This is a genomic window from Streptomyces flaveolus (assembly GCF_014648815.1).
Taxonomy (GTDB): domain Bacteria; phylum Actinomycetota; class Actinomycetes; order Streptomycetales; family Streptomycetaceae; genus Streptomyces; species Streptomyces flaveolus.
Genome location: NZ_BMRV01000001.1, coordinates 289,944 through 302,723 on the forward strand (window position 1 = coordinate 289,944; position 12,780 = coordinate 302,723).

The 12,780-nt window shown below is 70.2% G+C and carries 11 protein-coding genes and 1 other RNA gene; 11 read left to right on the forward strand and 1 reads right to left on the reverse strand.

From position 1 onward, the window contains the following. Nucleotides 1-12: 12 nt before the first annotated feature. From rnpB to IEZ05_RS01350, 9 genes are all read left to right on the forward strand, one after another. Nucleotides 13-426: RNase P RNA component class A (gene rnpB, locus IEZ05_RS01310), an RNA gene on the forward strand. Between the two features lie 695 nt (nucleotides 427-1,121). Next, nucleotides 1,122-1,310: a hypothetical protein gene (locus tag IEZ05_RS01315; protein ID WP_189228061.1), complete on the forward strand. Its 189-nt coding sequence runs from the start codon at nucleotides 1,122-1,124 to the stop codon at nucleotides 1,308-1,310. A gap of 101 nt (nucleotides 1,311-1,411) precedes the next feature. Then, entirely contained in the window at nucleotides 1,412-2,779 is a 1,368-nt protein-coding gene (locus IEZ05_RS36160) for an HNH endonuclease (protein ID WP_229869549.1), read from the forward strand. A gap of 361 nt (nucleotides 2,780-3,140) precedes the next feature. Next, on the forward strand, nucleotides 3,141-3,518 hold the full coding sequence (locus IEZ05_RS01325) for a hypothetical protein (protein ID WP_189228062.1): 378 nt from the start codon (nucleotides 3,141-3,143) through the stop codon (nucleotides 3,516-3,518). A gap of 479 nt (nucleotides 3,519-3,997) precedes the next feature. Next, nucleotides 3,998-5,800: an ATP-binding protein gene (locus tag IEZ05_RS01330; protein ID WP_189228063.1), complete on the forward strand. Its 1,803-nt coding sequence runs from the start codon at nucleotides 3,998-4,000 to the stop codon at nucleotides 5,798-5,800. A 118-nt stretch (nucleotides 5,801-5,918) separates the two neighbouring features. Then, nucleotides 5,919-6,338: a roadblock/LC7 domain-containing protein gene (locus IEZ05_RS01335; RefSeq protein ID WP_189228064.1), complete on the forward strand. Its 420-nt coding sequence runs from the start codon at nucleotides 5,919-5,921 to the stop codon at nucleotides 6,336-6,338. Continuing rightward, nucleotides 6,335-6,691 carry a DUF742 domain-containing protein gene (locus tag IEZ05_RS01340; protein WP_189228065.1) on the forward strand — a complete coding sequence of 119 codons (357 nt, stop codon included), beginning with the start codon at nucleotides 6,335-6,337 and terminating at the stop codon, nucleotides 6,689-6,691. Before IEZ05_RS01335 ends, IEZ05_RS01340 begins: the two co-directional genes overlap by 4 nt. Beyond that, a complete protein-coding gene (locus IEZ05_RS01345) occupies nucleotides 6,672-7,289 on the forward strand; it encodes a GTP-binding protein (protein ID WP_189228066.1) in 618 nt (205 codons plus the stop codon). The genes IEZ05_RS01340 and IEZ05_RS01345 overlap by 20 nt, the downstream gene beginning before the upstream one ends. Next, nucleotides 7,286-8,548, forward strand: a complete 1,263-nt coding sequence (locus IEZ05_RS01350) for a cytochrome P450 (RefSeq protein WP_189228067.1) — start codon at nucleotides 7,286-7,288, stop codon at nucleotides 8,546-8,548. The genes IEZ05_RS01345 and IEZ05_RS01350 overlap by 4 nt, the downstream gene beginning before the upstream one ends. Nucleotides 8,549-8,619: 71 nt before the next feature. Here IEZ05_RS01350 and IEZ05_RS01355 read toward each other — a convergent pair whose 3' ends face one another. Further along, a complete protein-coding gene (locus tag IEZ05_RS01355) occupies nucleotides 8,620-9,846 on the reverse strand; it encodes a cytochrome P450 (RefSeq protein ID WP_189228068.1) in 1,227 nt (408 codons plus the stop codon). A 187-nt stretch (nucleotides 9,847-10,033) separates the two neighbouring features. On the opposite strand from IEZ05_RS01355, the gene IEZ05_RS01360 reads away from it, so the two are divergent. Both IEZ05_RS01360 and IEZ05_RS01365 read left to right on the forward strand, forming a co-directional pair. After that, on the forward strand, nucleotides 10,034-11,590 hold the full coding sequence (locus IEZ05_RS01360; RefSeq protein ID WP_189228069.1) for a hypothetical protein: 1,557 nt from the start codon (nucleotides 10,034-10,036) through the stop codon (nucleotides 11,588-11,590). 212 nt (nucleotides 11,591-11,802) lie between these two features. Further along, on the forward strand, nucleotides 11,803-12,756 hold the full coding sequence (locus IEZ05_RS01365) for a glycoside hydrolase family 11 protein (RefSeq protein WP_189228070.1): 954 nt from the start codon (nucleotides 11,803-11,805) through the stop codon (nucleotides 12,754-12,756). Nucleotides 12,757-12,780 lie beyond the last annotated feature (24 nt).

The following is a 12,780-nucleotide window of genomic DNA, read 5'->3' on the forward strand; positions in this document are numbered from 1 at the left end:
CGATACGGCAGACGAGCCGGGCGGGCGGCCGCGTGGAGTCCCTTGCGGGGCTTCCCGAGGAACGTCCGGGCTCCACAGGGCAGGGTGATGGCTAACGGCCACCCGGGGTGACCCGCGGGACAGTGCCACAGAAAGCAGACCGCCGGAGACTTCGGTCTCCGGTAAGGGTGAAACGGTGGTGTAAGAGACCACCAGTGCCCAGGGCGACCTGGGCAGCTAGGTAAACCCCACCCGGAGCAAGGTCAAGAGGAGACGCCTCCTCGCGAGAAGGGGCGGCTCTGCGCGGACGATCGAGGGCTGCCCGCCCGAGTCCGCGGGTAGACCGCTGGAGGCCGGTGGCAACGCCGGTCCTAGATGGATGGCCGTCGCCGGCGGGACCGCGAGGACCCGCCGGAACAGAACCCGGCGTACAGCCCGACTCGTCTGCCGCTCTCTATTTTTGCAGGTCAGAGCCCATTTTCTTGCTGAACAGACTACCCGGGTCGTCCTTAGAGCCCATGGGACGTCTCCGGGTGGCAGGACGGCACCCTGCGGATCGCCATTACGGAATCGCAGCGCCGTGAAGTGGCCCGCTTGGTGGACTCTGAGGGGCCTCGCCGCCGCTCTGGGCGATCACGGTTGGCTGTACGGGAGTTCGTGGGGAGTAGCGGCGGGTGTGAAAAGCGGTGGGCGCGCGGTGCGACGGGTGTCCTCCCGAGCTTGGTCCTCAACCTCCCGCGCACCGTGACGCTCCCGACGCGCGGTGGAGCGGGGTCGCCCGTGGCTAGCCTCTGTGGCTGTCGCTACGCTCTCTCACCGGCACGTGCTCGGTCCCCCAGCTACTACGAGGGTCTTCGTCTGCGAGAACCCTGGAGGTCGCCGCCGACGAACCCGGCCCGGAATGCCCCGCGTTGATCTGCACGGACGGGATGCTTCCAATGCGGCGCTCGATCTGCTGGCGGCAATCGCCGCTGCCACCGACTAGGTCTCTGCCCGAGCCATCGATGACGCCCGATTCGTCGTGGTCGGCCAACTCCTGTCCATGGCCCCGGCCGCAAGTGGTTTGGCGCTACGACGGCTAAACCTACCTTGGTCACCTCGGCCTGACGGCAGCAACTGTCCCTGGCTATCGGCGAGGAGACGTGGACGCATTCCGCGGCCGCCATGCGGACCACCGCACCCCGCTCCACGAGGAGCCGATGCTCACCGACCTGATCGACGACCTCTCCCATCGCCAGGACTGGTTGACCAGGGCGACGCGCGGACAGCGGCTTCCGCAACTACTGCAGGCATGCCGGGTACCAACAGCCTTCATTGGTATGAAAATCTGAACACCATGGGGAATGGTCACGGTGTTGAGGACACAGTGCAATGGGTCTTGCAGCCGCGCGGCGGGCCTGGAAAGCGAGGCCCTCAGCACTTCGAGCACTCGGTGCGCAAAGGGATCCGGCTTCCGGAGTACGGACATGTCCTCGGGGAGCACGCGGAGCTGCTGAATCGTATCTACCCCAGCGGAGTGGCAAGGCTGTGGGGAGCGACGCCAGCACCGTCTTGGCACACCAAGGCTTTTGCTATCCGGAACCAGAAGGTCGGGGACGAAGTCCTCTTCTACGCTGACGGGAGATTCATCGCCACGGCCCGCATCCTCGGCCTGATGCACAGCCCCGAGCTGGCTGCAGCCGTATGGGGAGCCGACGAGGGCCAGAAGACGTGGGAACACATCATCGCTCTGGGCGACATAGTGGAGGTCGACGTACCAGCGGCTCCGCTGCTCACCAAGTTGGTCAAGCAGCCGATCCTGCGCAGCCTCACCTTGATACCGGCTGACGTGCGTCAGCGACACCTGGGCCTGATGAACAGCCTGCTGGACGGGCAGATACCCCAGGCAGATCACCACCCTCCGGAAGAGAAGCCGGCTGCCTCCGTTCCGAGAATGCGGCGCGAGGAGTTGCTGCACGCCCTCGGGACCCTGAACACCGACATCCCGGACGAGCAGCACACGCGCGATGCGTCGCTCACACTGCTGTGGGCGGTTGGCCGACTCGTATCCGGGCAGGGCCGCCTGGCGCCCCGGGACCTCTACGCAAAGGAGATAGGTCCCCTTCTTGCGGACTTCGGGGCACCGGATGTGAACTTCACGCTGGATTACACCTTCCGGCATCTGCAGGAGTCGGGTCTCTGGCAAACCGACGGTACGAGCAACAGCGCGACGGTGGGCCTCCAGCAGGACGTCGCGAGGCTCCTTCAGAAGCCGCTCGCGCGTGCCGAGGCGATCGGCCTGTTGTGCGGCTCTTACTTTCAGGATGTCGATCAGGAAGCGCTGCTGGAGCGCGTAGGCCTCGCTGGGTACGCAAACGCCGAAGGAGCCGTGGAGGACGGGGACGGGGAACGGAAGCGCGGCGAGAGGCCGCCGGCGGGACGAGGGCGTCGGCAGGTGAACGGATCCCGCCCCGACCGTGACCCGCACCTCGCCGAACACATCAAGCTGCTCTACAGGCACCAGTGCCAGGTGTGCGGGGAACGTCTGGAGACACGTTTCAGCCACTACAGCGAGGCTGCGCACATCCAAGGGATCGGAAGACCACATGGGGGGCCGGACAAGCTGACGAACATGCTGTGTCTTTGCCCCAACCACCATGTCCAGTTCGACAAGCTCTTCTTCTTCATCGACGAGGACTGGAATGTGCGCCGGAGCAGGGACGAGAAGTTGATCGGCGCCCTGATACGCCATCCCCAGCACGTCATCGACGAGGACTGCGTCGAGTACCACCGCGGGCTGTGCGGGCGGAGCCGGTACTGAACCGACCAGGTCACCGTGACCGGACCAGGTACTCCGCGATCTCATTCATGCTGGCCAGGAGGTCCACCGGGTCTCGATCGAGTTCCAGGGCGTGCTGAGTGATGACGACTCCGGCACGCCTCACCTGGGTCCCCGAGGCGAGCGGCCCTTCGCGTACACGAGATGCCCGAACGAAAGACCGAGCGACGTGCAGTAGGCCAGCATCTGGTAGAGGTCCGAACTCGGAATTCCCTCAGATCCGGCCTGAGCGGGACTGCCTCTGCCTCGTCCAGGTGGTGGTGCGCCCGGAATCGGCAGCGCCCGCCGTACGGCCGCAAGGCTTGCCGCAGAGCCACCGGCACGAAGTCGCAGCCACCCCGCCATGACCAAGTCCGAGGTCTGCCACTTCCAGGCGTTCTCGCCCTTCGTGTCTCCGCTCTTCGGTCGCTCCATGTCCTCCTCGGTCAGAGAAAGGCTTGCGACGACGAGCTTCCACAGCTCACTGAAGTGGAGGCCGTCGGGCCGCTCGGCCAGCAGCGACCCGGCCGGTGACGAACCCCGGCGTTTCCCGCCTCGTTCCTCGTCGGTCGCGGCCAAAGCGATCAGTCCTCACCTCTCCCTGCTCCACTCGCCCGGCTCGATCTGCCAGGTTCCGGAAGCCCGGGATGTGGGTCGTGTGCGGGAACTGATGGGAGGCCAGCACTACGTGAGTATCAGGGCAGTCGTCGCCCGGGCGATAGTAGTGGTGGACACCAGGTGATGAGGCGCCCGACTCGTCTGGCCCCTCCCGGGCCGCCGTCACGGAACCTTCACGATCAACGGTATTCCCCCACTCCGACGGCCCGGTCGGCCCGAGGCTCGTGCGCGCAACGCGGCTCGCCGTACGTATAGTTGGCTGGAAATCGACAGCACGTGCGGACGGGGGACCGGTGTAGGTCAAGGAGTTGAGGCGATGTGACGTCGCGTCGGTGCGGCTCCTGCCCGCATCCCCGTCCTCGGCCGGGCCCGCCCGGCCTCGTCCCGGATACCACAGCGGGGCGCACGAGCGATGGGTTCGCGACGAACTCGGATTGCTGACGGACCATGCAACAAGCGGGGTCTTCTCGCACGTCAGGGTGATTAGCATGAGCCGTACGTGGACGGAAGATCGCCCTCCTGTTGGCTGACCTCTCGCCCGGCCCGCGGCTGCTTCGTGCCGCCACCCGATTCCCCTGCTCTCACCGACCGAGGGACCGCTCCATGCCAGTGCCTGCTTCGCCCAGCCAGCACCGACCGGCGGCGGCGCCGCGCACCTCGTCCGCCGTACGGCCGGCCGTGCTGGTGACGAGCGCCGCCGTCGGCGGCGCGACGGTCGCCCTGGCACCGTCCGACGCCTTCACGTGGGTCCTGGCCGTGGTGGTGGTCGCCTGGGTGTGCGTGGCCGTCAGCGTCCTCGTCGCCCACCGGCTGGTCCACCGGGCCCGTGGCGCGGCCGCCGAGCGGGAGTCGGAGAACGGCCGCCTGCGGGCCGAGGCGGCCCGGCTGTCGGTCGAGATCTCGCACCTGGCCGGCCTGACGCTGCCCGCCGTGGCCGAGCGGCTGCGGGAGGGCACGAGCGCGGCCGAGGTACTGGCCACCGTGCCGCCGCCGTCCGACCCGCAACTGCAGCGGCTGACGCACACGTTCGCCGCGGTCGTCGAGGAGGACGCGCGACGGGTGGCCGCCCTGGACGCCGAATACCGCGCGCTGCGCGGCGAGATGGACCAGGCGGCGGCCGAGCACGAGCGCTTCGTGAAGGAGACGCTGCCCGCCGCGGTCGCCCGGCTGCGCGAGGGCCGGTCCGCCGACACCGTGCTCGCCGAATCCGAGCTGCCCCGGCTGCCGGAGCTGCGTGTCCCGGCCGAATCGTTCATCCGCGAACTCGCCCACAGCGAGCGGCGCGCCGCCGCGGCACAGGCCGCCTCCGCCAAGGCGCTCAGCCGCGTCCAGGCCAAGGCCGTGCGCATGCTCGCCGACCTGCGCGACATGCAGGAACGGCACGGCGAAGAGGTCTTCGGCGACCTGCTGAAGCTGGACCACAGCACCTCCCAGCTCGGCCTGATGACCGACCGGCTGGCGCTGCTCATGGGCGGCAGGTCCAGCCGCGCCTGGAACAAGCCGATCGTGATGGAGAGCATCCTGCGCGGTGCCGTCGGCCGCATCGCCGCCTACCAGCGGGTGCGCCTGCACTGCTCCACCCGCGCCGCGGTGTCCGGCTTCGCCGCCGAGGGCGTGATGCACCTGCTCGCCGAGCTGATGGACAACGCCGCGAACTTCTCCCCGCCCATCGACGAGGTGCACGTCTACGTCGAGGACCGCAGCGCCGGCATCGTCGTCACCATCGAGGACAGCGGTCTGAAGATGGCCGACGCGGCGATGCGCCGTGCCGAGGAGGCCGTGACCGGCCGCGTCACCGACCTCGCCTCGCTGCAGGGCACCCGGCTCGGCCTGGCCGTGGTGGGACGGCTCGCGGTGAAGTACGGCATCAGCGTCAACTACCGCCCCTCCTCCCGCGGCGGCACCGGCGTCGTCGTCCTGCTGCCCCTGCATCTGCTCGCCCAGCAGCGCGAGGTGGTCCCGCACCGGACGGCCCCCCGGCCCGAGGCCATGCCGGCGGCGCTCGCGCCCGCGCCGGTGCCCGAGGCCACCGAGCGCCCCGCAGCCCCGGCACTGCCCGCGGCCACCGAGCGCCCCGCGGCGGCGGCACTGCCGGCAGGCAGCGAGCCCCTCGCCGCACGGCCCGAGCCGCCCGAGCTGCCCGGGCAGCGACGCCACCGGCGGCCCGAGGGCACCACACCGAACGGCCTGCCGGTCCGGGCCCCGGGCCGCACCATGGCCGAGGCCGAACGCGAACGCGAGCAGCGCCACTCGGCGTCCGGACAGACCGGTGACACACCGCCGGCCCGGCGCCCGGCACGCGACGCGGGCGCGCGGTTCGGCGCCTTCCACCGCGCACGGCAGTCCGCGGACGGTAGCGCCGGACCGGCTGCCCGGCCCGGATCCGAGCCGCCCGCGGCTCCGTAGTCCCCACCCCTTCCCGTACGGCGTCCGGAGCGACGGCGCCCCTTCCCGCTCGAGCTCATGAGATAGGAGGAACGGGCCGGTGGCCGGTCAGCCGGGCACCACCGTCCCATCACCCATCATGCAGACCACCGACAACAGCCTCAGCTGGCTCCTGCAGAATCTCCTGGACCAGACCCCCGGCGCCCGCCACGCCCTGGTCCTGTCCCGGGACGGCCTGAAGCTCTGCTGGAGCGAGCACCTGACGCTCGACCAGGCCGACCAGCTGTCGGCGATCTGCTCCGGCATCCAGGCCCTCGCCCAAGGGGCCTCCATGGAGTTCGGCGACGGCACCGGCGGGGTCCGGCAGTCGATGACCGAGTTCCACGGCGGCCTGCTGTTCATCGTGGAGGCCGGCGAGGGGGCGCACCTCGCCGTCGTCGCCGGGGAGGACGCCGATCCCGGAGTGGTCGGCCACCAGATGACGGAGCTGGTCGAGCAGATCGGCGAGCACCTGCGGGCCGAGCCGCGGGACCAGGCCAGGGCGAACGGCACCGCGTGATGCGCAAGCCCGTCGACACGGGTGATCCCGACCGGCTCTACACCGTCACCCGTGGCCGGAGCCGTGCCGACGAGTCCTTCGACCTGGTCACCCTCGTCGTCAGCGAGAGCGGACCGGTGCCGGGGATGCAGTCGGAGCTCGCCCGGATCCTGGAGATGTGCCGGCACCCCACGGCCGTCGTCGAGATCGCCGCGGAGCTCGGACTGCCGGTCACGGTGGTGCGGATCCTGCTCGGCGATCTGCTGGACACGGGCCGCATCACCGCCCGCCACCCGCGCGCGGCCCGGTCCGTCGCCTCCCTGCCTGATTCCGCCCTACTCCAAGAGGTGCTCCATGGGCTCCGCAACCTCTGAGCTGCCCTCCCACCGCACACCGCTGAACGACACCGCGGAGACCGGTCTGAAGATCGTCGTCGTGGGCGGATTCGGCGTCGGCAAGACGACCCTGGTCCGCTCGGTGAGCGAGATCCGGCCGCTCAACACCGAGGAGGTGATGACGCAGGCCGGCGTGGGCGTCGACGAGACCGGTGCGGTGACGACGAAGACCACCACGACGGTCGCGTTCGACTTCGGCCGGATCACCCTCAACGACCGCATGGTGCTGTACCTGTTCGGAGCGCCCGGTCAGGAGCGCTTCTGGTTCCTGTGGGACCGGCTGTTCTCGGGAACGCTGGGTGCCGTGGTCCTCGTGGACACGCGGCGGATGGACGACTCCTGGTACGCGATAGACAGGCTGGAGCACCACCGCACGCCCTTCGTGGTGGCCGTGAACCGGTTCGACGACGACACCGTCCGCTACTCCCTGGACGAGATCCGCCAGGCGCTCGCCCTGCCCGCGCACGTGCCGATGGTCGACTGCGACGCGCGGGTCAGGCAGTCCGGCAAGGACGTCCTGCTCACCCTCGTCAACCACCTGCACGACCTGGCCATCGCCCAGGAGGCGACACTGTGACCGACTCCGGCTACCCCTCCGCGCCGTCGGCGCCCCCGGGCTGCCCCGCCCACGCCGGGGCGGTGCGCCTCGGAGGGCTCGAGTACCAGCAGACCCCGGCGCAGCTCTACCGCGCGCTGCGCCGGGAGCACGGTCCGGTAGCGCCGGTCCTGCTCGACGGCGACATCCCCGCCTGGCTGGTGCTGGGCTACTCCGAGGTCACGTACGTGACCAGCCATGACGAGCTGTTCGCGCGCGACTCGCGGCGCTGGAACCAGTGGGACGCCATCCCGCCGGACTGGCCGCTGCTGCCCTTCGTCGGGTACCAGCCGTCGGTGCTCTTCGCCGAGGGCGAGGAGCACCGGCGGCGGGCCGGGGTGATCACCGAGGCGTTGGAGGGGGTCGACCAGTTCGAGCTGTCCCACGACTGCCTGCTCATCGCCGACGAACTCATCGCCCGGTTCGCCGGCAGCGGCCAGGCGGAGCTGATGGCCGACTACGCGCACGCCCTGCCGATGCGCACCGTGGTGCAGATGTGCGGGATGCCGACCTCGGGCGAGGACACCCGCCGGCTCGTCGACGACCTGCGGATCTCCCTGGACGCGGGCGAGGGCGACGACCCGGTGGCGGCGTACGGACGCGTGGGGGAGCGGCTGCGGCAGCTGGTGAAGGACAAGCGGGCCGTCCCCGGCCCGGACGTCACCTCGCGCATGCTGGCGCACCCGGCGGGCCTGACGGACGAGGAGGTCGTCCAGGACCTGATCTCGGTGATCGCGGCGGCGCAGCAGCCGACCGCGAACTGGATCTGCAACACGCTGCGGCTGCTGCTGACGGACGAGCGGTTCGCCGTGAACGTGTCGGGCGGCCGGCTCAGCGTGGGCGAGGCGCTCAACGAGGTGCTGTGGCTGGACACGCCGACGCAGAACTTCATCGGGCGGTGGGCGGCACGGGACGTCCAGCTCGGCGGCCGGCAGATCCGGGCCGGTGACTGCCTGGTGCTGGGGCTGGCGGCGGCCAACACCGACCCGCAGATCTGGCCGGAGGGGCACGTGGGCGCGGAGAACGCCGCGCACCTGTCGTTCAGCAACGGCGAGCACCGCTGTCCCTATCCCGCTCCCCTGCTCGCGGACGTGATGGCGCGGACGGCGGTCGAGACGCTGCTGGAGCGGCTGCCCGACCTGGTGCTGGCGGTGGACCCGGAGGAGCTGACCTGGCGGCCGTCGATCTGGATGCGCGGGCTGTCGGCGCTTCCGGTGCGGTTCACACCGGTGGTGCAGTAGCGCGAGTTCCGGGCCCGTGACCAGGGCCCGGATTCCGGCGTGGACCGGCGAGTGGGACGGGCAGCTACGGGTCAGTCCCGCACGGGGGTGAAGCGCACCGGGAGGCTCTGCGGTCCCCGGGTGAACACGCCCTGCTCGGCGGGTTCGAAGCCGTCGGCGAGACGCACGTCGGGCATGGCGTCGAGGAGCTGGCCGACGCCGGTCTCCACCTCCGCCTTGGCCAGCAGCGCGCCGACGCAGAAGTGCCGGCCGAGCGCGAAGGCGAGATGGTCGGCGGCGGCCGAGAAGGCGGTCGTGGTGGTGAGGTCGTCGCGGAATATGTCGAAGCGGTCGGGGTCTCGGTAGCGGCTCTCGTCACGGTTGGCCGCACCGATCAGACAGGTGACGGTGGCACCCGCGGGTACGGTGCCGCCGCTGAGCGTCACCTCCGTCGCGGACTGCCGCATGATCATGTGAACGGGCGGGGTGAACCGCAGGGTCTCGGCGAAGGCGCGCGGGATCAGCGAGCGGTCCGCACGGACGGCGGCGAGCTGGTCGGGGTGGAGCAGCAGGTTCGCGAAGATGCCGGCGATGGCCTTGTCGGTGGTCTCGCCGCCGGCGGCGAGCAGCAGGCTGCAGAACGCCTTGACGTCCTCGTCGCTCATCCGCACCCCGTCGACCTCGGCGGCGCACAGCGCGGACAGCAGGTCGTCGCCCAGGTTCTCGCGGCGCTCCCGGATGATCGGCAGCATGTACTCGGCGAACTCCACCCGGGTCCGCTCGCCGGCCGCCGTCACCTCGGGGTCGCCCGAGAGGTTCCCGAGGAAGGCGATGACGGCCGTGTACCAGCGGTGGAAGCGGGAGTGGTCGGCCTTGTCCAGGCCCAGCATGTCGGCGATGACGTTGACCGGGAAGCGGGTGGCGTAGTCCGTGACCAGGTCGGCGGAGCCGGTGTGCCGGAAGGCGTCGATCAGCTCGCGGGAGTTGCGCTCGATCACGGGCAGGAACTTCTGCTCCAGGTCGCTGCCGCGGAAGGCGGGGGCGACGAGCGCCCGGCGCACGGCGTGCTCCCGCCCGCTGAGCTGGAGGATCGTCTTGCCGTGCACCGGTTCGATCTGCCAGGCGTAGTTGTCCGTGGTGAACTCGCCGGCCTTGTCCTTGAAGACGCGCTCGACGTCCTCGTAGCGCGAGACGATGTAGCTCTGCGTCGCCTCGTGCCAGATGAGGGGCGCGGTCTCCCGCATGACCCGGTAGGCGGGGTAGGGATTCGCCGCGAACTCGGGCGAGAGGATGTCGGGCACCTGCTGGGCGGTGGACATGGGGCTCCCAGGATCGTGACTTGGTGTACCGCACAAGGTTATTGATCAACCATCAGTTGCGACAGAGCGTCCGGGGGCCGACTGTGCCGACGGTGACAGGAGGGAGCCCGGGTGACCTCCGGCGGCTGACGTTCCGTAGTCTCCTGGCTGTTTCGCGCGACACCCGGTGCAGGAGGAAGCAGACCGCATGGCCCACACGCGATACGACCAACGGGTACGGGTGTTCGTCGAGGTCTGCGGCGGTGAGCACGACTGGCGGGAGGCGGAGGCGCGCTTCGAGGCGCACGGCTGGCCGGTGCGCGACGCGCACCCCGCGGGCAGCGGACCGCTGGGCCCGGCCCTGGAGCCCGACCCCGCGTCGCGCGTGTACGAGATAGAGGTCCGCCTCTTCGGCGCGGCCAAGGGCAGCGACCGGGGCGCGGCCGACCGGGTGCGCAAGGTGCTGCGCGGCGCCCGCCTCGAAGGCTACGTCCGCCGGGCCGAACCCCTGGAGCGGGACCGGGAGTTGTTCCCCCACTGGAGGGTCGTCAGCACGGCCCACCGGCGCCCGGGCAGGCAGCCGGCCTGGCGGAGGCACCTCACCCGCACCGCCACGCGGCTCGGCAGACACGACACCGGAGGGTTCGTCGCCGGCGGCCCGCGCCAGGCGCTGCGGCTGGCCCGCGCGGACGCTCCCGCCGGTGCCCCCCGCCCGGCCGTGGCAGTCAGGCCGCTGGACGGACGCCGACGCGAACCCGCCCCTTACCGGCGGGAGGAGCGGCTGGAGCGCTCGATCTACCGGCTGGTCCTGTGGACCCTGCTGTCGGCGGGCGCGCTCACGCTGGCCTCGGCGGCGGTCCCCGGCGCCCCCCGGTGGATCCTGGGGACCCTGGCGCTCTTCGGCGCCTGCGGATCCCTCTGGTCGGGCTGGGACATGAGCCGGGCGGGCAAGCGGCAGGAGGGCGTCTTCCTCGCCCTGCTCTGTCTGCTGATCTTCGCCGCCTTCGGGATGGGCCTCCTCAGCAGCGACGGCAAGGCCTGGACCCCGCGCGAGACCCTCACGACCGCGGTGGTGGTCTCCGTCCTCGCGGGGCTGTGGCTCCTGGTGCGGCAGTGGACGTGGGGCGAGTGGGTCGCCTGGGCCGTTCCGCTGGCGGTGACCCTGACCGTCTCCGCGTTCGTGGCGGCGGGTTCCGTCCTGCACGCCCTGTACGCCGACGGCCTCTCGCTCAGCCCGGGGGATCTCGACGTGCCCCCGGTCTGGCAGTTCGCCGCCGCGGTCAAGCTGCTGGTGATGCTGAGCCTCGTCATGATCGTCCCGGCCTGGTGGGGGTTCGCCAAGCACCGGCACCACCGGTACGCCACCCCGGGGGACGGCACCAACATCATCCTGAACGTGTGCCTCTTCGCGGCGATGCTCGCCGGTGCGGGGTTGCAGGCGTGGGACTCCGCGGCGACGGCCGTGGACCGGACGGTCGCGGCGGCCGCGCGCGGCCAGGAGCCGCCGTCGTACTTCGGTGTCGAACCGGAGTGGACCTGCGTACGGCTCGTGGTGCCGGCCCGTGAACTCGCCGGGGAGGGACCCCCGTTGAATCCGGGCAGACCCTACCTTTCCTTCGGCATCGCGGGAGAGACGGCGGTCCTGTGGGACCCGGCCACCCGCGAACCGGTGAAGCTGCCGGCGAATCAGGTGTGGCTGGGGCCGGCGGAGTCGGGGAACGTCTCGTGCCCGGAGCGGCCACCCGGAGTGTCGAAAGTTTCGTAGCCGTCTCTCCTCGTTTCTGATCTCTCTGAGAGTCGTCCCTCTCCCCATGCGGTTCATCGCGGGTAGAGACGTGCCTGAGCAGCTGATATCGGTACGTCTCTCGCCCTCTTGCTGGCCGAAGGTTTCGAAATAATTACCGAAACTATTGACGCTTGACGGGGACAGGCCAACACTGGCGCCGTCGTCGAACCCCCAGGAGAGGAAGCACCACCATGTTCTTAGCCCGAACCGCGTGGGCCGTCGCCCTGGCCGCCCTGGCCGCGATGCTGCTGCCCGCCACCGCCCACGCCGACACGGTCGTGACCACCAACCAGACCGGCACCGACAACGGCTACTACTACTCGTTCTGGACCGACAGCCAGGGCACCGTCTCCATGAACATGGGGTCCGGCGGCCAGTACAGCACCGCGTGGCGCAACACCGGCAACTTCGTCGCGGGCAAGGGCTGGAGCAACGGCGGGCGCAGGACCGTGCAGTACTCGGGCACGTTCAACCCGTCCGGCAACGCGTACCTGGCTCTCTATGGCTGGACGTCGAACCCGCTCGTCGAGTACTACATCGTCGACAACTGGGGCACCTACCGGCCCACGGGCACGTTCATGGGCACCGTGAACAGCGACGGCGGCACCTACGACATCTACCGGACGACGCGGTACAACGCCCCGTCCGTCGAGGGCACCCGGACCTTCGACCAGTACTGGAGTGTGCGGCAGTCCAGGCGGACCGGTGGCACCATCACCACGGGCAACCACTTCGACGCCTGGTCGCGTGCCGGGATGCCGATGGGCAGCTTCAACTACTACATGATCATGGCGACCGAGGGCTACCAGAGCAGCGGCAGCTCCGACATCACGGTCGGCGGAACGAGTTCCGGCGGTGGCGGCGGTGGGGGCGGTGGCGGTGGCTGCACCGCGACGCTGTCGGCGGGGCAGAAGTGGGACGACCGGTACAACCTCAACGTCTCGGTGAGCGGGGCGGGCAACTGGACCGTGACGATGAACGTGCCGTCCCCGGCGAAGGTGCTGTCCACCTGGAACGTCAGCGCGAGCTATCCCACCGCGCAGACCCTGACCGCCAAGTCGAACGGCAGCGGGAACACCTGGGGCGCCACCATCCAGGCCAACGGGAACTGGACCTGGCCGACGGTCAGTTGCAGCGCGGGCTGACGCCACCCACCGACGAGCGAGGAG